Below are 23,679 nucleotides of genomic sequence, written 5' to 3'. Positions count from 1 at the left end.
AATGGTGTGGTTCAGGTGCTTTGGCTGCTGCGCGGGGCGAAGCCGCGCAGCGTGATCGCCCCGCGCGCTTCGCCGCACGGTTGCGGCGCACGTTTGCCGGTGGTCAGTTCGTCGGCCGGTGCAAGCGGTTCGACCGGAAAGCCGCGCCGCTGCCAGGCATCGAGGCCACCCCGCAGCGCGCGAATTCTCGTATAGCCGTTGTGCCGCATGCGTTGCGTGATGTCGACCGCGGTCGCGCTGTCCGGGCAAATGCAATAGATCACCGTGTCGTGCGCCCGCAGGGCGCCGTCGATCTGCTCCGGCGAGTGCGGATCGAGCGCAAGCGCGCCCGGAATGCGGCGCGGTGCTTCGAGCGAAGGCGTTTGCGGGCGGGCGTCGAGCACCTTGGGCGGCGCGATGCGGCGCCGTCCACCGCCGCCGGCCTCGGCTGCTGCAACGGCGGCGGCATCCGCGAAACGGCGGCGCTCGCGGCGCCGTTGCTGCAAACGGAAGGCGAGATAAACCAGAGCGGCCGCCAGCAGAATGTCGATGACCGTGCCGCCCCGCGCTTTGACGAACTCGAGCAGCATATGCAACTGCCGCTCTGCGGCCGCGCCGCCAAGCAGCCAGAAGCTGCCCCATGCGAGGGCGCCGGCCAGATCCCAGACCGCGTAGATGCGGGCATCCACGGCGGTCGTGCCCATCAGCGGCGGGGTGATGAGCGCGAGTCCGGGAACGAACTTCGAGATCGACACGAGCGGCACGCCGAAGCGCTCGAATAGCGAGCGCGCCTTGTCTACTTTGGGATCGATGGCCGGCGAGAGCCGGCTCAACGCGGCGATCAGCTTGCGGCCGTACAGGCGGCCGGCTGTAAACCAGGCGCCGTCGCCGATCAGCGCGCCGAGCACGGCGGCGCCGAGGATCGGCCAGAAGGACAGCGTGCCGGCGGCGATCGCGGAGCCCGCGAAGAGCAGCATGGGCACTGCGGGGATCGGCACGCCGAGGCGCGTCAACAGGACGTTGAGGAACACGACCGCGCCGCCCCAGGTCGATACCGCCGAAGACGGAAATTCTACCAATTGAGGGACTCCTGTTTTTGCGGTTGAGCCGGCGTGCCTTGGGTTTCTACTTGGGGATGCAAAGTGTGTACCCGAGGCACTCCATTTCGGAGTTTTTTAGTCGTCCGCCATTCCGCTAGCTCAGGATACTCGATGGATTTGGCGCCGGGCCAGTGCTGACGGCGTCATCGTGCTTGCCGGCACCTTGCCCGCCGTATTGACCGCTGCCATGCTCGCGCCCGGCGAGCGTGTCTACGTATTGGAGACCGCCACCACGCCCGGATTGCCGACGATCGACAGAAACTCGCGACGCGTGGACGGATCCGTGCGGAACGTGCCGAGCATGCGCGAGGTGACCATCGTCACGCCCGCCTTGTGCACGCCGCGTGTCGACATGCATTGATGCGCGGCTTCGAGAATCACGCCGACGCCTGCGGGTTGCAGCACTTCGTTCAAAGTGTCGGCGATCTGCACCGTCATCTTTTCCTGGATCTGCAGGCGCTTGGCGAACGCATCGACGAGACGCGCCAGCTTGGAGATGCCGACCACGCGATGCTGCGGCAGATACGCAACGTGCGCCCGCCCGATGATCGGCACCATGTGATGTTCGCAATAACTTTCGAAGCGGATGTCTTTCAGCACGATCATCTCGTCGTAGCCGTCCACTTCGGAGAAGGTGCGGGCAAGGATCTCACGCGGGTCGACCTGGTAGCCCGCATAAAACTCCTCATACGAGCGCACCACGCGCGCCGGCGTGTCGATCAGGCCTTCGCGCGCCGGATCGTCGCCGGCCCAGCGCAGCAGCACGCGAACAGCTGCTTCGGCTTCCTCGCGGCTCGGACGTTCCGTTGCGGTTGTGGGTTTGTTTTTCTTTGCCTTGCTGCTGGTCATGCGTCGCTCCTCCGGGATCGCGCGTCGACCCTGTATGGAGCGCGCGGGTTCAATGAGTGCGGCCATTGTTCCATGTTTCGTGCCATGCCGGGTCGATGTCCCCTTTGGCTGTCAGGGCGCGCCGGATTGCGCGACGCTCATTTGGGCCACTCGTCCATTGCGTCGTTGAACAGTTCGGCGACCACGCCGCGCAGCCAACTCGTGCGCGGATCGTTATGAAACTTGCGATGCCAGTGCTGCCGCAGATCGAAATGCGGCAACGGCAGCGGCGGCTCGACCAGCGTGATCGACGCGTGCTCCGATACATACGCGAAGCCGATGGCGTGCGGCACAGTCGCAAGCAGATCGGTGCGCGCGAGGATGAACGGCAGGCTCATGAAGTGAGGCGTTTCGAGCACCGCGCGGCGCTTGATGCGTTTCTTCTCCAGATAGTGTTCGAGGACTTCCTGGCTGCGTCCTTCGGCGCGCACCACGGCATGCCCCGACGCCACATATTGTGCCAGCGTGAGCGGCGCCTTCGACAGCGGATGGCCCGTGCGCATCAGACAGATGAATCGATGCGTGAAAAGCCGTTGCTGGAAGAAGTTATTGCCCGACAGATCGGGGAAATAACCAACGGCGAGGTCGACATCGCCCGATTCGAGCCCACGCTCCACCTGCGAGGGCGAGAGCGTCACCGAGCGCAGATTCGCGAACGGCGCGCGTTCGGCGAAAAGTTGCAGAAGCCGCGGCAGAAACACGATCTCGCCGACGTCGGAAAGCGCAATCGAGAAAGTACGCGTGCTGGTGGCCGGGTTGAATTCCTGCACGTCGAGCATGCCTTTCTCGATGCGCAGCAGCGCGTCGCGCGCGGCGGGCAGGATGGCGAGCGCACGCGGCGTGGGTTCCATGCCTTTCGACGTGCGCACGAACAGCGGATCCTCGAAGTATTCGCGCAATTTTCCCAGCGCGGTGCTCACGCGGGGCTGGCTCACACCGAGTTGCTCGGCCGCGCGGCTGACATTGCGCGTGTCTTCCATCGCGACCAGGTAGGGGATCAGATTCAGATCCAGGTTTGTTTCAGACATGCGTGCATGACCTGTGAGGCGAGCTCAGGGTATCCGGTATGTGGATAGAGGTTAGCCGAATAATCGATCCTTGGCATAGTGCAATGGGCTCTCCACGAGCCTGCGATCCGGCGGCGAACCCGCACGGCGGGCGGCAAAACCTATGCTTAAGGGGAATCCCCTGCCTTGACAAGCGGCCCGGAGGGCAACCATAATCGCCTGAACGTTCGCTAAACGAATCCATGTTCATATAACGAACAAATTCAACGCGAGCCAACCGACGGCGCCAGCCCGCATCTCCACCCGGCGAGCCGCCAGCATTGGCCCGGAGACCGTTCCGCCCAGCGCTCTCCTCAACCCAGCCAGCCTGGCGGCACGCAGCGCCCCAAAAGGAAATTCGACATGATCAACAAGATTTTCGAGTCACTTCAATCGGCCGTCGCCGATGTGCACGACGGCGCGACCGTCATGATCGGCGGGTTCGGCACGGCTGGCATGCCGTCGGAGTTGATCGACGCGCTCATCGAACAGGGCGCGCGCGATCTGACCATCGTCAACAACAATGCCGGTAACGGCGACATCGGCCTCGCGGCGCTGCTCAAGGCCAAGCGCGTGCGCAAGATCATCTGCTCGTTTCCGCGCCAAACCGATTCATACGTATTCGACGCGTTGTATCGCGCAGGAGAGATCGAACTCGAACTGGTGCCGCAGGGCAATCTCGCGGAGCGCATTCGTGCGGCAGGCGCGGGTATCGGCGGCTTCTTCACGCCGACCGGCTATGGCACGAGGCTCGCCGAAGGCAAGGAAACCCGTCTGATCGACGGCAGGCACTATGTGCTGGAGTCGCCGCTGCATGCGGACTTCGCGCTGATCAAGGCGTATAAGGGCGATCGCTGGGGTAATCTCATTTATCGCAAGACGGCTCGCAATTTCGGGCCGATCATGGCAAGCGCGGCGAAAACCGCGATCGTGCAGGTGTCGGAAGTGGTGCCGCTCGGCGCGCTCGATCCCGAAGTGATCATCACGCCCGGCATTTTCGTGCAGCGCGTGATCGAAGTGCCGCAAGCGGCGCACCAAACCGCCGCCACCGCCACCGCAGCCTGAACCGGAGACCGACATGAAAAAACTGACCCGCGATGAAATGGCCCGGCGTGTTGCGCAGGACATTCCCGAAGGCGCCTACGTGAACCTCGGCATCGGCGTGCCGACGCTGGTGGCGAACCACCTTGCCGCCGACAAGGAAATCTTCCTGCACAGCGAAAACGGTTTGCTCGGCATGGGCCCGGCGCCCGCCAAAGGCGAGGAAGACGACGAACTGATCAACGCCGGCAAGCAGCACGTCACGCTCCTCACGGGCGGCGCCTATTTCCACCACGCCGATTCGTTCGCGATGATGCGCGGCGGCCATCTGGATTTTTGCGTGCTCGGCGCTTTCCAGGTATCGGCCGGGGGCGATCTGGCGAACTGGCACACCGGCGCGCCCGACGCGATTCCGGCAGTCGGTGGCGCGATGGATCTGGCCATCGGCGCGAAGCAGGTCTATGTCATGATGGAGCATCTGACCAAGCAGGGCGAGAGCAAGATCGCCGCCGAATGCACTTACCCGGTAACGGGCGTGGGTTGCGTCGACCGCATCTATACGGACCTTGCGATGATCGATGTCACCGATCAGGGCCTCGTGGTGCGCGAGATTTTCTCGGACATCGATTTCGATGCATTGCACAAGCTGACCGGCGTGCCGCTGATCGACGGCACGCAAGCGGCGCGCGCGGCCTGACGCGCGGCGGGCGCTTTCACTTTCGATACCTCAGGCTATCCACGTCATCATGCTCGACTCCAGCGCCCGTCTGACCGGCCTTCTTTGCGGCACGCAGCCAATGAACGACATCTGGGCGCCGCGTGCCACGCTGCAACGCATGCTCGACGTGGAAGCGGCGCTCGCGCGCGCTTCAGCCAGGCATGAAGTGATTCCGCATACGGCGGTGGCGGCGATCGAGGCCGCCTGCCAGGCCGATCAGCTCGATGCCGGCGCGCTCGCACGCGACGCCGCGCTCGGCGGCAATCTCGCGATTCCGCTCGTCAAGCAACTCACCGCGCGCGTCAAGGCGGCCGACGCCGAGGCGTCGAAATACGTGCACTGGGGCGCCACCAGCCAGGACATCATCGACACGGCGACGGTGCTGCAATTGCGCGACACCTTCGATCTGCTCGACAGCGGCCTGCAATCTACCTGTAACGCCGTGGCGAAACTCGCGGCCGTGCATCGCGCCACGCCCATGATCGGCCGCACCTGGCTGCAGCAGGCGCTGCCCATCACGCTCGGCCTCAAATTCGCGCAATGGCTCGACGCGTTGCTGCGTCATCGCGAGCGGCTCGACGCGCTGCGCGTTCGCGTGCTGGTGCTGCAATTCGGCGGCGCGGCGGGCACGCTGGCGAGCCTGCGCGAGGCCGCGCCGCAAGTCACGCAATCGCTCGCACAGGAACTCGGCCTTGCCGTGCCGACGCTGCCCTGGCACACACAGCGCGATCGCATTGCCGAAACGGCGGCGCTGTTCGGCATGCTGATCGGCACGCTCGGCAAGATCGCGCGCGACATCTCGCTGCAGATGCAAACCGAAATCGACGAACTGGCCGAACCGGCTGCGGCCGGCAAGGGCGGTTCGTCGACCATGCCGCACAAGCGCAACCCGGTCGGCTGCGCGGCGGTGCTGACGGCCGCCACGCGTGCGCCGGGGCTGGTCGCCACGGTGTTCGCCGGCATGGTGCAGGAGCACGAACGCGCGCTCGGCGGCTGGCAGGCCGAGTGGGATGCGCTGCCGGATCTCGCGCGCCTCGCGGGCGGCGCGCTCGCCAACATCGAACAGATCGCCGCGGGACTGAACGTGAACGTGGCGCGCCTCGCCGCCAATCTCGACATCACGCACGGCCTGATTCTCGGCGAAGCGGTCATGCTCGCGCTTGGCGACAGCATCGGCCGGCTCGACGCGCATCATCTGGTGGAGCGCGCGTCGAAAGCCGCGATCCGCGACGGCCGGACGCTCTTCGACGTGCTTGCCGAAGACCCGGCTGTGACCGAACATCTTCCGCTCGAGCGTCTGAAGCAACTGCTCGATCCGGCTCAATACGTCGGCCAGGCGCACGCTTATGTGGATGCCGCGCTGGCCCTTCACACCACGCGCTCGCAGCGCGACCATTCCAGGGAGTAACGGGCATGCCTTACGCCGCAGTCAACGGCACCGAGCTTCACTATCGAATCGACGGCAACCGTCACGGCAACGCGCCGTGGATCGTTCTGTCGAATTCGCTCGGCGCCGATCTGTCCATGTGGGCGCCGCAAGTCGCGGCGCTGTCGAAACACTTTCGCGTGCTGCGCTACGACACGCGCGGCCACGGCCACTCGGAAGCGCCGAAAGGCCCGTACACGATCGAGCAACTGACCGGCGACGTGCTCGGTCTGATGGATACGCTGAAGATCGCCCGCGCGCATTTCTGCGGACTGTCGATGGGCGGCCTGACCGGCGTTGCGTTGGCCGCGCGCCACGCGGATCGGATCGAGCGCGTCGTGCTGTGCAATACGGCCGCGCGCATCGGCTCGCCGGAAGTGTGGGTGCCGCGCGCCGTGAAGGCGCGCACCGAAGGCATGCACGCGCTGGCCGACGCCGTTCTGCCGCGCTGGTTCACGGCTGACTATATGGAACGCGAGCCGGTGGTGCTGGCCATGATTCGCGACGTGTTCGTGCACACCGACAAGGAAGGCTACGCCTCCAATTGCGAAGCCATCGACGCCGCCGACCTGCGTCCCGAGGCACCCGGCATCAAGGTGCCGGCGCTGGTGATCGGCGGCACGCACGATCTGGCCGCGACGCCGGCGCAAGGCCGCGAACTGGCGCAGGCGATTGCGGGCGCGCGTTACGTGGAACTGGATGCCTCGCATATTTCCAACATCGAAAGAGCGCCTGCTTTCACGAAGACCGTGGTCGACTTCCTGACGGAGCAGAAATGAACGACGAAAACCGTTACGAAGCCGGACTCGGTGTGCGCCGTGCGGTGCTGGGTAGTGCGCACGTCGACCGGTCGCTCGCGAACCGTACTGAACTGACGGAAGAGTTTCAGAATTTCATCACCCGCTATGCATGGGGTGAAATCTGGACGCGTGATGGTTTGCCGCGTCACACGCGCAGTCTGCTGACCATCGCGATGATGGTCGCGCTCAACCGCGGCGAAGAACTCGCACTGCATCTGCGCGCCGCGAAGAACAACGGCGTGACGCGTGAACAGATCAAGGAAGTGCTGCTGCAAACCGCGATTTATTGCGGTGTGCCGGCGGCCAATTCGGCGTTTCACTTGGCCGACAAGCTGTTTCGTGAAGACGACGCGGCGGCGGTGCAGAAGTAATTGCTGAGATACGGAGAGCGTGTCGGGCAGCGCGCGAATGTGCGCTGCCCTGGAACATCGACGATGTTCGGTTTTGATCCGGCCCGCAACGGGCCGTGATGCGGATAGCTCGTATCCGCTAGCGTTCGACTTGGAGCGCCGCCGCGCTGCGTGGCATGACCGCGGTTCTCAGGAAGCCTTCTTTTCTGTGGAATTTTCCTGCGTTCTGCTTGATTTTTCGTGCGGAAAATTCCGTGTTTTCTTGCGCTAGTCTCCGCGCTTTCGCAGCATCCTGCTGGGCACCCTGGCTGTAACATCGATCTCGGCTCTGGCAAGTTCGTCCGATGCCGCATCATCTATTCCTTTGTCGACCGTTAAACCAGCCAGCGCTGTTCGAGGCGATCTGTCCATATGAGCTTCACCTATAAGCATGACGGCCGCGAGGAATCTCATCCGCGGGCTCATTTTGGCACGCTCTTCCTGCTTCCCTGGCAGCAACGCCAGCTTATCGTCGCACTCACCAAACGTGACGTATTGAGCCGTTATCGCGGGTCGGTAATGGGACTGACGTGGTCCATCGTTCAGCCGTTGATCATGCTCGCAATGTACACAGTTGTTTTCGGCACGCTGTTGAAATCGCGCTGGCCGGGAACCGACAATAGTTTTCAGTTCGCCGTGATCCTGTTCGCGGGGCTCATTCTTTTCAATTTTTTTGCCGAGTGTCTGAATAGGGCGCCGGCCATTATTACGACCAACGTCAACTACGTGACGAAGGTCGTTTTTCCGCTGGAAATCCTGCCGTGGATCGCAGTGGCGTCGGCGGCGTTTCACTTCCTGACGAGCTTTGCCGTCTGGATCGTGTTTGCACTGTGCGTATATGGAAAGCTTCAGTGGACGATCGTCTTTTTGCCGGCGCTCTTTATTCCGCTCGCTTTCGTCGGTGTGGGCGTGGGTTGGCTATTCGCCGCCACCGGTGTCTACGTGCGTGACCTGACGTATATCACGACGCTGCTCTCATCGATGCTGATGTTCCTGTCGCCGGTATTTTATGCTCTCAACACTCTAACCCCTGCTTTCAGGGCGCTGATTCTAGCCAACCCGCTGACGTTCATCATCGAGCAGGCACGGGCGGTCATGATCAATGGCGATTTGCCGGATTTCTTCGGGATCGCAGTTTACCTGTTGTGCAGCGTTGCTTTCGCGTGGCTCTGTCTGGCCTGGTTCCAGAAGACACGCGAAGGATTCGCGGACGTCCTGTAATGCCCGCGCTCATGGAAATGAATCAACCCGACAGGCCTGAAACGACGATTAAGGTGAACCATGCCTCGAAGCGCTTCGATATCTACGAAACGCCGCTCGACCGGCTCAAGCATATCGTTTTCCCGAGACGTACCGGGTACGCCAGGGAATTCTGGGCGCTTCGCGATGTGTCGCTGTCAGTGACCCGGGGCGAGACAGTCGGCATTATCGGGCGCAACGGCTCCGGCAAATCCACTCTTTTGCAAATCATATGCGGAACGCTGCGCCCCACCGCAGGCGACATCGCGATCAACGGTCGCGTGGCCGCACTGCTCGAATTGGGAGCGGGTTTCAACGTCGAGTTTTCCGGCCGGGAAAATGTCTATCTGAACGCGGCAATGCTGGGAATGACGGCTGCGCAGATCGAACGGAAATTCGCCAGCATTGAGAAGTTCGCGGAAATCGGCGATTTCATCGATCAGCCGGTCAAAACCTATTCGAGCGGTATGTACGTGCGGTTAGCATTCGCGGTTGCCATTCACGTCGACCCGGCAGTATTGATTATCGACGAAGCCCTTGCCGTGGGCGACGCGCGCTTCCAGGCCAAATGCTTCAACAAGATCAAGGAACTCAAGGAGTCCGGCGTCACGATTCTTTTCGTGTCGCATGACGTGGGCTCGGTGCGAACCTTGTGCGAGCGCGCCATCTGGCTCGACGGCGGACGGGTGCGGATGGAGGGCAACGCGTTTGCGGTTACTGCGCAATACACGCAGTTCATGTCCGAAGGACTCGGCGAAGGCGAGCCCATCGGCGTGTCCCGCCAATCGGCAGACGGCGCGACCGCGTTGGAAGAAGATGCGAAGGAAAGCGTGAGACCAGTCGCCTCCATCGCCGGTGACGAACCCATCAATCACTGGGGGACGCACGTCGGATCAATCGTATCGGCGCAAGTCCTGGACTCATCCCGCCAGCAACAGAGCGTGTTCGCGGCATTCGAGCCGATGATCGTCCGCTTCGTGATCCATGTCCCGGAAGGCATTGATCGTCGCGCCTTGAGCGTGGCGTTCTCCATCAAGGATACCAAAGGCACGGATCTGATCGTGCGGACCACATACGACGAGAAAAGCATTGACTTCGATTGCGACGGCAGCGAAATCGAAATCGAGTTTTGCCTGAGAAACCAGCTCAACGCAGGCAGATATCTGCTCGTGGCAGCACTCGAAGACCGGTCTGGGGCGGTGCCGCAATACTACGAATATATCGAGGGAGCCTGCTATTTCTCTTCGCATGTGCAAAGCGGTAGATACGGGCTGTTCCTGCCGGACATCACAGAGAAATTATGCATGGAAGAAATGCCTCTTGATAAGCAATGACGGCCTGGGGAAGAACAAACACGGGTAACGGCGACTTTTGAGGTTGGCCATGAATGAGCAAGAAGTGACACTAGACACCACGCAGAAACAAACCTACGGATCATTTGCAAAGTTGAGCCTTCCGACGCCCGACGCGGATACCCTCATCGAGCAACATAATCAGGTTGCAGAGGCGCAGCGTCTCGCGCGCAAAGACCGCTATACGCTCGCGAGGCGGCTGTCGGACGCACTATCGGAGATCCACGCCCTCAAGCGCTCGCTGAATAACATATCGAGCGAACTTGTGCTTGAGGTTCGCGAGCGCGAGCGGACGCAGGGCGCCCTTAGCGAAGTATTCGAAAGCAGTTCGTGGAAACTGACCGCTCCCATGCGGCGCATTGCGAGTGCAGTTTATGCGGTAGCGGCGCGCTACAGAACGCCGGTTGGAACGGGTGCTGCCATCCAGCAGATTGCCACGACCGAGGTCGTGCCTGTTACCAATGGCGACTATGAGGCCCACACGCGCGCCCAGGCAGCCTATTTCAGCAGCTACGCCAAGGATCCCTCGAAACAGAGAAGGCACCAGATCAGTCGCCTGCTCGCGACTCATTCCGGGCGCCGGGGTGTCGTACTGTGCCCGGTTGCCTACGATCTTTCGCTCAAACAGCGTCCCGACCACATCATGGCCGAGTTCGCCAAAGCGGGTTATCTCTGCGTGATGCTGGAATACGGCGGTCCTTATCCGTTCATCCGGCCCGCGTCAACGAACCTTTATGTTTCCAACATGGTCGAGGATTTCCTCGGCTATTTCCAGGACGAGCCGGTCACGCTCTATCTGCACTGGCCCGGTTTCAAATACGTTGCTGATATCTGCCGCTCTGCATTCACGATCTACGACGTACTCGATGATCTGACCATCTTCGCCAACTATTCCGAGGTCATGCGTAGCGACCATGAGCTTTTGCTGTACATAGCGAATGTCTGCCTGTTTTCGTCAAACCGGCTGTACGACGCGAACCGCGCGAAGGTCACGAACGCGCTGCTGCTGGAAAACGGGGTTTATCCCGAGGACTTTCTTCACGGGGAGCGCGAACGATGTGACGTGCCGGAAAAATTGCACGACATGGCGGTAAGCCGGCGGGTTGTCGGCTATCACGGCGCAATTTCCGAACTGCTCGATTTCGATCTGCTAGACGAAATAGTGCGGCTCGACGACGTTGTGTTGCTGTTCGTCGGTCCTGTTGTCGCTTTCGAGCCGCAATACGGTGTCGAGGTTCAGGAGCGCATGGCCCGGCTGAAGGCGTTCGACAATTTCATTCACCTGGGTCCGAAACCGTACTCCGAACTGAAGCATTATCTCGCCTGGATCGATGTCGGTATCGTTCCGTTCATTGTGAGCGAGAAGACCGACCCTGTTTCGCCTCTGAAGCTGTTCGAGTATCTGGCGGCAGGCAAGCCGGTGATTGGAACGCCGACCCGCACCATCAGGGAATACGAACACGCGGTCATCGTCGCGTCTGGCATCGACTTCGTTGATGCCGTTGCCGGCGGGCAGTGGGCGAATGCGTACACTTCGGCGTCCGCAGAGGTCGCGCGCATGCACGCCTGGCCGGTGCTTCACGCGCCTTTGCTCAGACGGGTGAATGCGACGAACGTCGCAAGGCTGATACCCACCTCCGTGCGGCGCGCCATCAAGGTAGACATCGTCAACGTCAACTTCTACGACTGGAAGGGCGAAACCGTCTATAAGGGCGGGGCCGAGCGCTACGTCTACGATCTCGCCGTCGTACTCGGCGGCATGGGGTACGAGGTGCGCCTCTTGCAGAATGCCTGGGAGCCTTTTGAGCGCGATTTCCGCGGCATCAAGGTGATCGGAGTGAGCGCCGTGGACAACCTTGATCTGGAGACCCTGTCGAGCAAATACGCCGAATTCTGTGCAGACGCCGATCTCATTATCGCGTCGCCCACTGAGCTCGCCGCGTCGCTTGGAAAAAACAGGCGCGTCATCGCGATCAACCACGGTATCCATTGGGACGGGGCATCCAATAATCTCGCGACGTTCGATCGAGGCCGCTATGAAACGCTTTTCCGCGCGCTTCGCAACAGTGATCGATGCGTTTGCGTGGATACGAATTTCATCAATTGGGTGCGAACCTATGACTGGGGCCTCGCCAATACGCTGACCTACGTTCCTAACTACGTCGATCTCGATTCATTCGGAAACAATCCGAAGAATTTCGAAGCAGAGGAGTTATGCGTTCTCCTGCCACGCCGGCTTTATGAAGCCAGAGGCCTTTATCTGACTATCACCGCGTTCAATCTTTTGTTCTCGCGGCGCACGGATATCCGTCTTGTGCTGTGCGGACAGGCAATCGATCGCGACGCGGAGGCGGTAAAAGCATTCGTGGCGCGCCATCCGCACAAAGTGAGCTGGATCGAATATGACATGGAGGATATGCACAAAGCCTACGTCGATAGCCATATTGTGCTGGTGCCCACCATGTATTCGGAAGGCACATCCCTGTCGTGTATCGAGGCGCTGGCGACCAATAATGCGGTCATTGCAACCAACGTTGGCGGACTGCCGAATCTGATCGTCGACGGCTATAACGGCAAGCTGATCCGCGCGGACTATTTCGAGCTTGCCGCCGCGATCGAAGAACTGGCGGATGACCGGGCAACACTCGCCAGACTTGCCGCTCATGGGATCGAATCGTCGTCCGCGTTTGCGAAGAAGGCGTGGGAGGGCCGCTGGCGTGAAGTCATCGAAAGCACGCTCACCGTCGACTAGGCCTTTCTGATCGTATCGGGACGCTTGCGCGCGATGGAGCGCTCGTGCATTGAATTCGGTGGTATAGACAGACCAATACGCCTTTTAATGACAGACATTAATTCAAAGCAGTACTGGGACTATCGCTTCACGACCGATTGGGTCTCCGCCGGCGGACATGGGCAAACCCGATTCTTCGCGATGCTGGCGGCCAGGCTGATGCCGGGCTGGTTCAAGGATCAGGCGTTGCGGGAGCAATGGGATATCTGCGACTGGGGTTGCGCCGAGGGACAGGGCGTAGACGAACTGAGCAAATGGCTCGGCTTGAACTCCATCACCGGCATCGATATTTCGGAAGTGGCGATCGGGAAGGCCCAGGCATCTTTCCCGAATAGGCGTTTCAAGGCGCAGGCTCTCGACGACCTCGACGACTACGACGTGATTTTTTCGTCGAATACGCTTGAGCATTTCGATCACCCGTTCGACGTCGTGGCGCGCCTCGCGAAGCATACGAAGCGTTTTCTGGTTCTGCTTCTGCCGTTTCAGGAATATGACCGGATTCCCGAGCACTTCTTCACGTTCGATCTCGACAACATTCCCATCTGCCCGGTGCCCGGTTTCGCTGCCGTCGCCTGCCGCGTTGTTGACGCGGCGAAGGTCAATATCAACTATTGGAACGGTAAGCAGATATTGCTCGTTTATGCGAGGCTCTCGTCACTCGGCGACACCCGGCCGGACCTACGCAATTTCTTTATCGGCGACGATACCTATGAGGCGTTCGCGCAAGAGCGCGGCCAGATCATTGCCCAACAGCACGCCTCGGACAGAGAGCAGCTTGCCCGGACACGTGACGAGCAGGCTGCGACGAACGCGCAACTCGAGGCGACTTTAAAGACTCTGCAGGATGTACGGGCAGAATGCGACGCGGAGAAGGACAAGCAGGCGCGCTCGCAAGAGACGCTCGCCGAGCGGGATCAGACAATTGCCGAACTGACACAGGCCTACTCCGAGCGGGGGGAAACCATAACCGAACTGAAGGAGGAATGTGGCGCCCTGTCAGCGGAAATCATGGTGCTTCGCGCCTGCATTGAACGGCTGCGGACCGAACGGGAAGATTGCGCAAGGCTCCTGACCGAAGTCCGGGCAATTGCGGACGGCGTCGCGAGCCAAAGGGACACGATGCTTCGCTCAAAGACATGGCGGCTCAGGTCGGCGATCTGCCGGTTCATCGGTCGGGCATGACCACTTCAAGACACCACCCTTCAAGTTTAATACCGGAAGACTCTGTGAAAAAACGTAAGATCATCGTTACTGTAGGAACCCGTCCTGAAGCAGTGAAAATGGCGCCGCTCGTCAAGCAGTTGCAACGCGAGGAGTGGGCCGACTGCCGCGTGCTGGCAACCGCGCAGCATCGCGGCATGCTCGATCAGGTATTGCGGCTGTTCGAGATTAAGGCCGATATCGATCTCGACATCATGCAGCCCAATCAGTCTTTGCCCATGCTGACTTCGCGGCTCATGGTCCGGCTCGACGAGGTGCTCGCCGCCGAACAGCCCGACGTGCTACTCGCGCAGGGCGACACGACCACTGTGCTGACGGCGGCGCTCGCGTCCTTTTACCGGCGCGTGCCGGTCGGACATGTCGAAGCCGGGCTCAGAACAGGCGATCTTTCGAATCCGTTTCCGGAGGAAATGAATCGCGTGGTGGCGAGTCGACTTGCGCGCTGGCATTTCGCGCCGACGGAAACCGCGAAACGCAATCTGCTCGCGGAAGGTATTGATGCGGCGAGCGTGTTCGTCACCGGGAACACGGTCATCGACGCCTTGTTGGACGTGGCTGAGCGGTGCGACGGCGCGGTGCCTTTCAACGGAGATAGCCGGCTGATTCTGGTGACTTCGCACCGTCGCGAGAATTTCGGCGAGGCTTTTCAAAACATCCTGAGAGCACTCAAAACGATCGCCGATAACAATCAGGATGTTCATGTTCTCTATCCCGTTCATCCGAATCCGAACGTGCGTGAAGCGGCCTACGCGCATCTCGACAAACACCCCCGGATTACCCTCTGCGAGCCGCTTGACTATTTGCCGTTCGTGGCGGCGATGAAGCGGGCCTATCTGATTCTGACCGACTCCGGCGGCGTGCAGGAGGAGGCGCCCGCGCTCGGCAAGCCGGTACTCGTGCTGCGGCACGAGACGGAACGCCCGGAGGCGGTCGCGCAGGAGGTCGTCAAACTCGTGGGTACGGATTATGCGGACATTGTTTCGAACACACAACGGCTACTCGACGACCCGGCCGAATACAGGCGGATGGCGCGAGGCGTGTCACCTTATGGCGACGGCCACGCGTCTGGACGGATTGTCGGCGTACTGAGGGACCACTTTCAGGTATAGCGCTATCTGACGCTGAAGCGCTCTTCAACTGGCGCAGACGACGGGAGCACTACCGCTCTCGTCGCCCAGGATTGCGAGCCGGACACTGTGTCAGCATGGCCCGCGCTACGCTTCGCTGTTTTGGCTCGCCTCGCTCACTGCCACCACAGCATCCCCCGACAAATTCACCCTCACCGCGCGCAGCACCGTGTCCTTGATAACCTCGCGCCAATGCTCGAGCGCCGTCTTTTCCATCAGCGGCTCGCCAAGAAACGCGCCCAACGTATATTGATTGGCGTTATAAAAATACCCAAGCGAAGCGATCATCAAATACACATCGCGCGCTTTGACATCCGCACGAAAAACCTGCTGCGCCTGACCCGCATCCAATAACTTTTGCACCACCGAAATCGCATAGCCCGAAATCTCCTTCAGCTTCAGGGATTTCTTCGCGTGCTTGCCCTGGTGCAGATTCTCGCTGGAAAGCAGCGTGACGAACTCGGGATGATCGAGGTAGTACTGCCAGACGAATTCGACCATCTGTTCGAGCCCGTGCACAGGGTCGGCCAGATCGAGATCGAGTTTGCTTTCCGCCTCATTGAACTGCGTGTAGATCGTTTCCAGAACTTCGACGAACAACTGTTCCTTGCTGCCGAAGTAGTAGTAAATCATGCGGTCGTGCGAGCGCGCCGCCTTTGAAATACTCTCCACGCGGCCGCTCGCATAGCCTTGCTTCGCAAAGACCTTGATGGCCGCTTTCAGAATCTTGGCGCGCGTGTCCTGCGCCTGTTTCGCACGGATGCCGGTAGCGCCCGGCTTGCGGGCGGCGGTGGGACTCATGGCGGTCTCGGATCTCTTGTTGGCGTCAGGTTGAACGGCAGGCGCCGCACCCTGTCAGGCACGGCGCGCCTTCATCATACAACCCGCGTGACCTGCTGCGGCGCTCGCTGCGCGATCATTCACTTCAGCGTAGATTGAAGCGTGATTCGCACGGCGATGTGGCGTTGCACCAATCGTGCGCACGCCGGTAAATACGTTGCACAGACTAAATTGATCGAGTAGATTTCTAACCAGTTTGGTGTAGTGGATACTACACGAACGGTGAGTGACCGCTACATGGAAATCGGCGGATCACGCGAAAATGCCTTTAAACAAGGGCTATTCGTCAGCCGGAGCGGGACCGATTGTAATGTCGTCGTATGGAAACCCCACCATGACAGAACATACGAAGGTCGATTTCGGTGCGGAAAGCGTCGACGGTGAAACCGCCTCGACGCCGGGTCCGACCGTGCTCGAAAAGGCGGCGCCGCGCAGCGAGCGAATGGCGTCGAACAAGATTGAATGCAATGCCTGCCCGGTGCTGTGTCAGATCTCCGAAGGGCGCACCGGCGCGTGCGATCGCTATGCCAATTCAGATGGACGGCTGATTCGTGTCGATCCGGTGGTATTCCTCTCGCGCGACCGTTTGACGTCCGATGCGAACGCCAGCAGCGAGAACGCCACGATAGAATTTGGTGCATCTTCTGAAATACAGGACGCTGCGGCCGAACAGGCATTGTTCGTGACCGGCGTCGGCGCATCCTCCACCTATCCCGACTACAAGCCCGCGCCTTTTATCGTCGCCTCGAAGCTCGACGACGTCGACATGATCACGGTCGTCACCGAAGGCATTTTCAGCTACTGCAGTTTCAAGGTGAAGATCGATACCGACCGCTTCCTCGGGCCGGAGCAGTCGAACGTGCGCTGCCATGGCGAGATCGTGGGCCATGTGACGACGGCCGAGTACGGCTCGCAGATGCTGAGCCTCGGCGGCGTGCATCATCTGACCGGCGGCAGCAAGAAAGAAGGCCGCGTGACGTGCGACATGATGCTCGCGCTCGGCAACAAGGAGGCGGTGGAGCTGAGCATAGACGGCGGCGCGAGTCTGGTGATTCGCGCGGGCGCGGCGCCGATTGTCGATGGCGTGGAGGAGCAGCGCATGCGTGTGGGCTGCGGATCGGCCACCATCGGCATCTTTGCTAAGCAATGGTTCGGCCACGCCGACGAAGTGGTGGTCGTCGACGATCACATTACCGGCGTGCTCACCGAACATCAGGCCGGGCGCTGCCTCGGCATGGCGCGCTCAGGTCTGAAGATTCGCGGACGCAAGTCGACACCGGGCCGCTATTTTCAGGTGGCCAATCCCGGCACCGGTTGGGGCGGAACCGACATTCAGGATCCGCTCGCGATTGTCGAAGGCTTCGATCCTGCCGTCGCCAGACCGGGTTTGCGCCTGCTGATGGTATCGACCACCGGCGAGCACGCGCAGTGGTACGAACTCGATCAGGATCTCGTGCCGCGCATCGCGGCGATGCCGGAGGCGGTGCGCCGCACGGTCGAACGGATCGGCGAGAACTGCGAGCCCTCGCTTGCCACCGTGCTGTTTCTAGGCGGCGCGGGCGGCAGCCTGCGAGCGGGCGCCACGGAGAACCCGGTGCTGCTCACGCGCGCGATCAAACAGAAGCTGGTCAACGTGACCTGCGGCGGCGCGCCGGCTTACGTATGGCCGGGCGGCGGCATCACGGTGATGGTGGATGTGTCGCGCATGCCGGACCGTTCGTTCGGCACGGTGCCGACGCCCGCGATCGTTGCGCCGATCGAATTCACCATGACGTACGACGCGTATCGCGATCTCGGCGGTCATCTCGACGCAGTGCGTTCGCTGGCGAGCGTGTTGGCGAACGGGCCGGAGCATACGGAAGGCGCGCCGCTCGCGCGCCGCACCCTGGCGCGCAATCCCGACAACCCGTGGCCGCCTGCCATGCCACCGATGCTCGGCTGACGAACACGATGAACCCCACCCGCACCCGACTCGACGCGACCCGCTGGCATTGGCAGCATGGGCCGATCGATCTGATCCTCAGCGCGGACGGCACGGCTTCGGCGCTGCAGGCGGCGTATGAGGCGTGCTGGGCGCGCTTTGTCGATGTGTTGCCGGAACTGGTCGGCGAGTTGAAGCAGCTCCGGCAGCCGGTGCCGGCCGAAGTCGCGTCGAGCGACGACACGCAGTTGCAAGGCCCGGTTGCCCGCCGCATGTGGTCGGCCTGTCATCCTCACCGCACGCGCCATATCACGCCGATGGCCGCGGTGGCGGGCAGCGTCGCCGATGAACTGATCACGGCGTTCGCGCGCGAAGGCATTTCGCGTGCCTTCATCAACAACGGCGGCGACATTGCACTCTATTTGACCGAAGGGCAGCAATACCGCGTTGGCGTGTTCGCCGATCTGGCATCGTTCTCGCCGGTGCGGCTCTCGCGCGATCAGGCGCTCGACGCCAGCCTGACGCTCGACGCCGGCCTCGCCGTTCGCGGCATTGCGACGAGCGGCTGGCGCGGCCGCAGCTTCAGCCTCGGCATTGCCGATAGCGTCACCGTGCTCGCGCGCAACGCCGCCACCGCGGACGCCGCCGCGACGATGATCGCGAACGCGGTCGACCTGGACCACCCGGGCATTTTGCGGCGTCCGGCTTCGTCGTTGAAAGACGATACCGACCTCGGCGACAGGCTCGTCACCGTGGACGTGCCGTCCTTACCTCAGCCGCTGATCGATTTCGCGCTGGCGCGGGGTGTCGAAGCCGCACAGCGTTTGCTTGACCAGGGTTTGATCGAAGGCGCCGCGCTATTCCTGCAAGGGCGGGTGCGCGTCGCCGGCATTCATCACACAGGCGGGTTGCTCACGCAGCGCGCGCAGATAAAAACGGAGGCTCCGTGTTCGAAATACGCCGCGTGCTGACGCACGTCGAAGACATCTTCCACGAGTTCGGTCCTGCGCCTGCGCAGCCACTCAGACGCGGCGCAATTGCCGCGGTGATGACCAACCCGTTCGCCGGGCGCTACGAAGCGAAAATCGAGCACGGAATGGAAGCGCTCAAACCGATCGGCCTCGACATGGCGCAACGGCTGCTGGCCGCGATGGCGGTGCCGCATGCGTCGATCGAAGGTTACGGCAAGGGCGCGATTATCGGCTCGCGCGGCGAACTGGAGCATGGCGCGCTGTGGCACGTGCCGGGCGGCTATGCGATGCGCGAGTTGCTGGAGAAAAACGGTGTGCCCACCAATGCCATCGTGCCGTCCACCAAGAAGGTCGGCGCGCCGTCCACCGCGCTCGACGTGCCGCTCACGCACGTCAACGCGAGCTACGTGCGCAGCCATTTCGACGCGATCGAAGTGCGCGTGCCCGGCGCGCCCGCCGCGGACGAGCTGGTGTATATCCTCGCGATGAGCACAGGGCAGCGCGTGCATGCGCGCGTCGGCGGCCTCGCGAAAGAGGCGATCGTAGGCAAGGACGGTTTGCGCTGAGCGGCGCCCGATTGGCGCACTGAAATAACGCAGAACAGGTATCGAAACTCGGAGAGCGAAATGGCAATCAAGCTTCGCAAGCTGGTCGTGCAAGTGGATGAAACACGCATTGAAATGGGGCAGGCCGTCAATCCGCCGGTGCGCCGCGCGGTCGCGATCGCGGTGATCGAGAATCCTTATGCGGGCCGCTACGAAGCCAAACTCGACGCGCTGATCGAAGCGGGTGAAGAGTTGGGCGCATTGCTCGGCAACAAGTGTGTCGAAGCGCTGAGCATCGCGCCGGGCGAGGCGCAAAGCTATGGCAAGGCCGCGATTGTCGGCGAGGCGGGCGAGCTGGAGCATGCCGCCGCGCTCCTGCATCCCAAGCTCGGTGCGCCGCTGCGGGTGGCGGTCGAGAAGGGCGCGGCGCTGGTGCCGTCGGCGAAGAAGATGGGCACGCTCGGCACCGCGATCGACGTGCCGCTCGGCCACAAGGACGCCGCCTTCGTGCGCAGTCATTTCGACGCGATCGAGGCGCGCGTATCCGACGCGCCGCGCGCGAACGAGATCGTCGTGGCCGTCGCGGTGACGGCGTCAGGCCGGCCGTTGCCGCGCATCGGCGGCCTGCAGGTGAGCGAGATCAAAGGCGAAGACGGTCTGCGCTGAGTTTGCATCCGGTTATTGGGCTGTTACTGTCCTGCCGTTGACGCGTGCGCGCATGGTGCCGCACGCGCTGCAACGTCTGCTGGTCGGGTCGAATGCGCCACTGCTCGCGCTCGCCGTTCAGCAAGCTGCCGAGGGTCGCGATGTTTTCGAATTTGCTGGTACAGCTGGTCAATGGGCTCGCCGACGCGTCGACGCTGTTTCTCGTCGCCGCCGGTCTGTCGCTGATCTTCGGCGTGACACGCATCGTCAACTTTGCGCACGGCTCGTTCTACATGTTCGGCATCTACGTCGCGTACAGCATGGCGAGCCGCTTCGGACACACGGCGGGCGGCTTCTGGCTCTCCGTGCTGGCCGCGGCGCTGGTGGTCGCGGTGCTGGGCGCGCTGGTCGAAATGATCGTTCTGCGGCGCATCTACCAGGCGCCCGAACTGTTTCATCTGCTCGCCACGTTTGCGCTGGTGCTGATCTTTCGCGACGCCGCGCTGTGGCTGTGGGGTCCGGAAGACCTGTTCGGACCGCGTGCGCCGCATCTGGCGGGCGCGGTCGATTTCCTCGGCCATCCGCTGCCTACCTACGACATCGCTCTGATCGTGATCGGTCCCGTCGTGTTGCTGCTGCTCTGGTATGCGTTGACACGCACGCGCTGGGGCACGCTGGTGCGCGCCGCCACGCAGGACCGCGAGATGCTCGGCGCGCTCGGTATCAATCAGGCGTGGCTGTTTACCGGGGTGTTTTTCGTCGGCGCGTTTCTCGCCGGGTTGGGCGGCGCGCTGCAAGGGCCGCGCATGTCGGCGAATCTGTCGCTGGATCTGGAGACGATCGGCAACGCGTTCGTCGTCGTGGTGGTCGGCGGCATGGGGTCGATTCCGGGGGCGTTCATTGCCGCGCTGATCATCGCGGAGATCAAGGCGCTGTGCATCGGCATCGGCCATGTGACGATCTTCGGCGTCGGTCTTTCGTTGAGCCGCTTTACGCTGGTGGCCGAATTCGTCGTGATGGCGGTCGTGCTGGTGGTGCGTCCCTGGGGTTTGCTCGGCCGCGCGAGCGCCGCGGTGCGCGGCATGGCGGCGCCGGAAACGCCTTTGCGTCCGGCGGGCAAACGGCTCAAGTGGCTGGCGGCCATCGCGTTGCTGGTTCTCGTGCTTGCGCCGCTCGCGGCCAATGCATTTCCGTACATGCCCGTGTTGCTGGTAGAGATCCTGATCGCCGTGCTGTTCGCCACGAGCCTGCATTTCATCATGGGACCGGGCGGCATGCATTCGTTCGGCCACGCAGCGTACTTCGGACTGGGCGCATACGGCGCCGCGCTGTTCCTCAAAGTACTAAATCTGCCGATGGAAGCCGCCTTGCTGCTCGGCCCGCTGTTGGCCGTGGCCGGCGCGCTGGTGTTCGGCTGGTTCTGCGTGCGCCTCTCCGGCGTCTATCTCGCGATGCTCACGCTCGCGTTCGCACAGATTGTCTGGTCGGTGGTGTTCCAGTGGGACGACGTGACGGGCGGCAGCAACGGCATTCTCGGTTTGTGGCCGTCGAACTGGCTGTCTTCACCGGTGGCCTTTTACTATCTCACGCTCGCCTGCGCCGTGGTCGGCGTGTGGCTGTTGCGCAAGATGCTGTTCTCGCCGCTGGGTTATGCCATGCGCGCGTCGCGTGACTCCGTGCTGCGCGCCGAGGCGATCGGTATCGACGTGAAGCGCGTGCAATGGGCCGCGTTCGTGATCGCGTCGTTGTTCTGCGGACTCGCCGGCTCGCTCTATGCGTTCTCCAAGGGCACGATTTCGCCGGAGGTGATCAGCGTGAGCCGTTCGGTGGACGGCCTCGTGATGGTGCTGCTCGGCGGCTTGCAGACGCTCACCGGGCCGATTGTGGGCGCGGCCGTGTTCACGTGGCTGCAGGACACCGTCGCACGGCAGACCGACTACTGGCAGGCGCTGCTGGGCTTCGCGATCCTGCTGCTGGTGATCGCGTTTCCGCAGGGGATCGTCGGCTTCATTCGCGAGCGTTTCGGCGACGATACTTTCGACCCGCCGGAAAAGAGTGCCGTCTCGCCTTCCCGGCGCACGGCAATCAAGGAGGGGCTATGAGCTTGCTGCGCGTCAGCGGTCTCTCCAAATCGTTCGGCGGCCTCAAGGCGGTCGACAACGTCTCGTTCGATCTCGAAGCCGGTCAATTGCTGGCTTTGCTCGGGCCGAACGGCGCGGGCAAATCTACCTGTTTCAACATGGTCAACGGTCAATTGCCGCCTTCATCCGGATCGATTCGCCTCGACGGTCACGAACTGGTCGGCATGCGTCCGCGTGAAATCTGGCGGCTTGGCGTGGGCCGCACGTTTCAGATCGCCGCAACCTTCAATTCCATGACCGTGATCGAGAACGTGCAGATGGCCCTGGTCTCGCGCGAACGCAAGACTTTCGGGCTATGGAAGGCCGCCCGCTCGCGCTACGCCGACGAAGCCTTCACGTTGCTCGAACAGGTCGGCATGGCCGCGGACGCGAACCGCGCGTGCGGCGTGCTCGCTTATGGCGACGTCAAGCGCGTGGAACTCGCGATTGCGCTTGCCAACCGCCCCAGGCTGCTATTGATGGATGAACCCACCGCCGGCATGGCGCCGAAGGAGCGTAATGAATTGATGGCGTTGACGAAGCGTCTCGTCACCGAACACAAGATCGGCGTGCTCTTCACCGAGCACAGCATGGACGTGGTATTCGCCTACGCCGATCGCATGATCGTGCTCGCGCGCGGCAAGCTGATCGCCGAGGGCGACGCCGACACGATCCGCAACGACCCGCGCGTCCAGGAAGTCTATTTCGGCACCGGCAAGACCTTCCAGCCGCACGCGCCGCTGCACGAGGCAGCGGGCGGCCATCAGGGCCAGGGAGCGCTGCAATGAGCGAGCCGATGCTGAAAGTCTCCGGCCTCAACGCGTTCTATGGCCGCGCGCATATTCTGTTCGACGTCGGCCTCGAAGTCGGCCGCGGCGAAGTCGTCGCGCTGATGGGCCGCAACGGCGCCGGCAAATCGACCACGATGAAAGCGGTGATGGGTCTGCTGCCGCGCCGCCAGGGCGAAGTGAGTTTTCGCGGGCAGAACATCGCGGCGTTGCCGCCGTACAGGATCGCGCGCATGGGCATGGGCTTCGTGCCCGAGGATCGTCGCGTGTTCGCCGATCTGACCGTGATGGAAAACCTCGACACCGGCCGTCAGCCGCCGCGCGAAGGCGCACCGCAATGGACGCCGGAAAAACTGTTCCGGCTCTTTCCCAATCTCGGCGAAATGCCGCAGCGTCCGGGCGGCCAGATGAGCGGCGGCGAGCAGCAGATGCTCACCGTGTCGCGCACGCTGATGGGCAATCCGTATCTGGTGCTGCTCGACGAACCGTCCGAAGGCGTGGCGCCGGTGATCGTCGAACAGATGGCGAACATGATTCTCGAACTCAAGCGCGAAGGGCTGTCGATTCTGTTGTCCGAACAGAACCTGCACTTCGCCGAGCTGGTCAGCGACCGCGCGTATGTGCTCGAAAAAGGGCAGATCCGCTTTAGCGGCACGATCGGCGAACTCGCACAGAACGAAACAGTGAGGCGCGCTTATCTGAGCGTGTGATTCCATCGGCCGGCGAAATGCA

At 62.2% G+C, this 23,679-nt stretch carries 21 protein-coding genes; 17 read left to right on the top strand and 4 right to left on the bottom strand.

The window, feature by feature from the left end:
- Positions 1–11 precede the first annotated feature (11 nt).
- The 3 genes from PDMSB3_RS32850 to PDMSB3_RS32840 all read right to left on the bottom strand — a co-directional run bounded on the left by PDMSB3_RS32850 (position 12) and on the right by PDMSB3_RS32840 (position 2,995).
- Positions 12–1,058, bottom strand: coding sequence for a VTT domain-containing protein (locus tag PDMSB3_RS32850; RefSeq protein ID WP_007178071.1), 1,047 nt, complete (start codon positions 1,056–1,058; stop codon positions 12–14).
- 231 nt (positions 1,059–1,289) lie between these two features.
- Positions 1,290–1,928 carry a GTP cyclohydrolase I FolE gene (gene folE, locus PDMSB3_RS32845; protein ID WP_165189115.1) on the bottom strand — a complete coding sequence of 213 codons (639 nt, stop codon included), beginning with the start codon at positions 1,926–1,928 and terminating at the stop codon, positions 1,290–1,292.
- Between the two features lie 137 nt (positions 1,929–2,065).
- Positions 2,066–2,995, bottom strand: a complete 930-nt coding sequence (locus PDMSB3_RS32840; protein WP_007178069.1) for a LysR family transcriptional regulator — start codon at positions 2,993–2,995, stop codon at positions 2,066–2,068.
- 381 nt (positions 2,996–3,376) lie between these two features.
- On the opposite strand from PDMSB3_RS32840, the gene PDMSB3_RS32835 reads away from it, so the two are divergent.
- The 10 genes from PDMSB3_RS32835 to wecB all read left to right on the top strand — a co-directional run bounded on the left by PDMSB3_RS32835 (position 3,377) and on the right by wecB (position 15,099).
- The gene (locus PDMSB3_RS32835; protein ID WP_165189113.1) at positions 3,377–4,078 is read left to right on the top strand and encodes a 3-oxoacid CoA-transferase subunit A; all 702 of its coding nucleotides are present in this window, start codon (positions 3,377–3,379) and stop codon (positions 4,076–4,078) included.
- Positions 4,079–4,091: 13 nt separating this feature from the next.
- Positions 4,092–4,751, top strand: a complete 660-nt coding sequence (locus PDMSB3_RS32830; RefSeq protein ID WP_011492601.1) for a 3-oxoacid CoA-transferase subunit B — start codon at positions 4,092–4,094, stop codon at positions 4,749–4,751.
- Between the two features lie 49 nt (positions 4,752–4,800).
- Entirely contained in the window at positions 4,801–6,180 is a 1,380-nt protein-coding gene (locus PDMSB3_RS32825; protein ID WP_007178066.1) for a 3-carboxy-cis,cis-muconate cycloisomerase, read from the top strand.
- A gap of 5 nt (positions 6,181–6,185) precedes the next feature.
- A complete protein-coding gene (gene pcaD, locus PDMSB3_RS32820; protein ID WP_007178065.1) occupies positions 6,186–6,977 on the top strand; it encodes a 3-oxoadipate enol-lactonase in 792 nt (263 codons plus the stop codon).
- The gene (gene pcaC, locus PDMSB3_RS32815; protein WP_165189111.1) at positions 6,974–7,369 is read left to right on the top strand and encodes a 4-carboxymuconolactone decarboxylase; all 396 of its coding nucleotides are present in this window, start codon (positions 6,974–6,976) and stop codon (positions 7,367–7,369) included. The genes pcaD and pcaC overlap by 4 nt, the downstream gene beginning before the upstream one ends.
- Before the next feature lie 390 nt (positions 7,370–7,759).
- Entirely contained in the window at positions 7,760–8,608 is an 849-nt protein-coding gene (locus tag PDMSB3_RS32810; RefSeq protein WP_007178063.1) for an ABC transporter permease, read from the top strand.
- Positions 8,608–9,960 (top strand): ABC transporter ATP-binding protein, encoded by a 1,353-nt coding sequence (locus tag PDMSB3_RS32805; RefSeq protein WP_165189109.1) that lies wholly within the window; start codon positions 8,608–8,610, stop codon positions 9,958–9,960. Before PDMSB3_RS32810 ends, PDMSB3_RS32805 begins: the two co-directional genes overlap by 1 nt.
- 49 nt (positions 9,961–10,009) lie before the next feature.
- Positions 10,010–12,730, top strand: a complete 2,721-nt coding sequence (locus tag PDMSB3_RS32800) for a glycosyltransferase (RefSeq protein WP_165189108.1) — start codon at positions 10,010–10,012, stop codon at positions 12,728–12,730.
- Positions 12,731–12,817: 87 nt separating this feature from the next.
- A complete protein-coding gene (locus PDMSB3_RS32795; protein WP_007178060.1) occupies positions 12,818–13,951 on the top strand; it encodes a class I SAM-dependent methyltransferase in 1,134 nt (377 codons plus the stop codon).
- 44 nt (positions 13,952–13,995) lie between these two features.
- The gene (gene wecB, locus PDMSB3_RS32790; protein WP_007178059.1) at positions 13,996–15,099 is read left to right on the top strand and encodes a non-hydrolyzing UDP-N-acetylglucosamine 2-epimerase; all 1,104 of its coding nucleotides are present in this window, start codon (positions 13,996–13,998) and stop codon (positions 15,097–15,099) included.
- 105 nt (positions 15,100–15,204) lie between these two features.
- On the opposite strand, the gene PDMSB3_RS32785 is transcribed toward wecB, so the two are convergent.
- The gene (locus PDMSB3_RS32785; RefSeq protein ID WP_007178058.1) at positions 15,205–15,918 is read right to left on the bottom strand and encodes a TetR/AcrR family transcriptional regulator; all 714 of its coding nucleotides are present in this window, start codon (positions 15,916–15,918) and stop codon (positions 15,205–15,207) included.
- Between the two features lie 373 nt (positions 15,919–16,291).
- On the opposite strand from PDMSB3_RS32785, the gene PDMSB3_RS32780 reads away from it, so the two are divergent.
- The 7 genes from PDMSB3_RS32780 (at position 16,292) to PDMSB3_RS32750 (ending at position 23,657) form a co-directional block, all read left to right on the top strand.
- Positions 16,292–17,899, top strand: a complete 1,608-nt coding sequence (locus PDMSB3_RS32780; RefSeq protein WP_035516766.1) for a hypothetical protein — start codon at positions 16,292–16,294, stop codon at positions 17,897–17,899.
- A gap of 8 nt (positions 17,900–17,907) precedes the next feature.
- Positions 17,908–18,849 carry a UPF0280 family protein gene (locus tag PDMSB3_RS32775; protein ID WP_007178056.1) on the top strand — a complete coding sequence of 314 codons (942 nt, stop codon included), beginning with the start codon at positions 17,908–17,910 and terminating at the stop codon, positions 18,847–18,849.
- On the top strand, positions 18,825–19,415 hold the full coding sequence (locus PDMSB3_RS32770) for an amino acid synthesis family protein (protein ID WP_007178055.1): 591 nt from the start codon (positions 18,825–18,827) through the stop codon (positions 19,413–19,415). The genes PDMSB3_RS32775 and PDMSB3_RS32770 overlap by 25 nt, the downstream gene beginning before the upstream one ends.
- 60 nt (positions 19,416–19,475) lie before the next feature.
- On the top strand, positions 19,476–20,060 hold the full coding sequence (locus PDMSB3_RS32765) for an amino acid synthesis family protein (protein WP_007178054.1): 585 nt from the start codon (positions 19,476–19,478) through the stop codon (positions 20,058–20,060).
- Between the two features lie 140 nt (positions 20,061–20,200).
- Positions 20,201–22,141, top strand: a complete 1,941-nt coding sequence (locus PDMSB3_RS32760) for an ABC transporter permease (protein ID WP_007178053.1) — start codon at positions 20,201–20,203, stop codon at positions 22,139–22,141.
- Positions 22,138–22,947 carry an ABC transporter ATP-binding protein gene (locus PDMSB3_RS32755; protein ID WP_007178052.1) on the top strand — a complete coding sequence of 270 codons (810 nt, stop codon included), beginning with the start codon at positions 22,138–22,140 and terminating at the stop codon, positions 22,945–22,947. The genes PDMSB3_RS32760 and PDMSB3_RS32755 overlap by 4 nt, the downstream gene beginning before the upstream one ends.
- Positions 22,944–23,657: an ABC transporter ATP-binding protein gene (locus tag PDMSB3_RS32750; protein WP_007178051.1), complete on the top strand. Its 714-nt coding sequence runs from the start codon at positions 22,944–22,946 to the stop codon at positions 23,655–23,657. The genes PDMSB3_RS32755 and PDMSB3_RS32750 overlap by 4 nt, the downstream gene beginning before the upstream one ends.
- Positions 23,658–23,679 lie beyond the last annotated feature (22 nt).

It is taken from the genome of Paraburkholderia dioscoreae, assembly GCF_902459535.1.
Taxonomy (GTDB): Bacteria; Pseudomonadota; Gammaproteobacteria; order Burkholderiales; family Burkholderiaceae; genus Paraburkholderia; species Paraburkholderia dioscoreae.
Note: the sequence above shows the minus strand (reverse complement) of the source record. Positions and strands in the feature narration are given on the sequence as shown.

Excerpts from the sequence above, each read along its gene's own strand:
- folE (WP_165189115.1), bottom strand. The coding sequence starts at position 1,928 with ATGACCAGCAGCAAGGCAAAGAAAAACAAACCCACAACCGCAACGGAA.
- PDMSB3_RS32840 (WP_007178069.1), bottom strand. The coding sequence starts at position 2,995 with ATGTCTGAAACAAACCTGGATCTGAATCTGATCCCCTACCTGGTCGCG.
- PDMSB3_RS32835 (WP_165189113.1), top strand. The coding sequence starts at position 3,377 with ATGATCAACAAGATTTTCGAGTCACTTCAATCGGCCGTCGCCGATGTG.
- PDMSB3_RS32830 (WP_011492601.1), top strand. The coding sequence starts at position 4,092 with ATGAAAAAACTGACCCGCGATGAAATGGCCCGGCGTGTTGCGCAGGAC.
- PDMSB3_RS32825 (WP_007178066.1), top strand. The coding sequence starts at position 4,801 with ATGCTCGACTCCAGCGCCCGTCTGACCGGCCTTCTTTGCGGCACGCAG.
- pcaD (WP_007178065.1), top strand. The coding sequence starts at position 6,186 with ATGCCTTACGCCGCAGTCAACGGCACCGAGCTTCACTATCGAATCGAC.
- pcaC (WP_165189111.1), top strand. The coding sequence starts at position 6,974 with ATGAACGACGAAAACCGTTACGAAGCCGGACTCGGTGTGCGCCGTGCG.
- PDMSB3_RS32810 (WP_007178063.1), top strand. The coding sequence starts at position 7,760 with ATGAGCTTCACCTATAAGCATGACGGCCGCGAGGAATCTCATCCGCGG.
- PDMSB3_RS32805 (WP_165189109.1), top strand. The coding sequence starts at position 8,608 with ATGCCCGCGCTCATGGAAATGAATCAACCCGACAGGCCTGAAACGACG.
- PDMSB3_RS32800 (WP_165189108.1), top strand. The coding sequence starts at position 10,010 with ATGAATGAGCAAGAAGTGACACTAGACACCACGCAGAAACAAACCTAC.
- PDMSB3_RS32795 (WP_007178060.1), top strand. The coding sequence starts at position 12,818 with ATGACAGACATTAATTCAAAGCAGTACTGGGACTATCGCTTCACGACC.
- PDMSB3_RS32785 (WP_007178058.1), bottom strand. The coding sequence starts at position 15,918 with ATGAGTCCCACCGCCGCCCGCAAGCCGGGCGCTACCGGCATCCGTGCG.
- PDMSB3_RS32780 (WP_035516766.1), top strand. The coding sequence starts at position 16,292 with ATGACAGAACATACGAAGGTCGATTTCGGTGCGGAAAGCGTCGACGGT.
- PDMSB3_RS32775 (WP_007178056.1), top strand. The coding sequence starts at position 17,908 with ATGAACCCCACCCGCACCCGACTCGACGCGACCCGCTGGCATTGGCAG.
- PDMSB3_RS32765 (WP_007178054.1), top strand. The coding sequence starts at position 19,476 with ATGGCAATCAAGCTTCGCAAGCTGGTCGTGCAAGTGGATGAAACACGC.
- PDMSB3_RS32760 (WP_007178053.1), top strand. The coding sequence starts at position 20,201 with ATGTTTTCGAATTTGCTGGTACAGCTGGTCAATGGGCTCGCCGACGCG.
- PDMSB3_RS32755 (WP_007178052.1), top strand. The coding sequence starts at position 22,138 with ATGAGCTTGCTGCGCGTCAGCGGTCTCTCCAAATCGTTCGGCGGCCTC.
- PDMSB3_RS32750 (WP_007178051.1), top strand. The coding sequence starts at position 22,944 with ATGAGCGAGCCGATGCTGAAAGTCTCCGGCCTCAACGCGTTCTATGGC.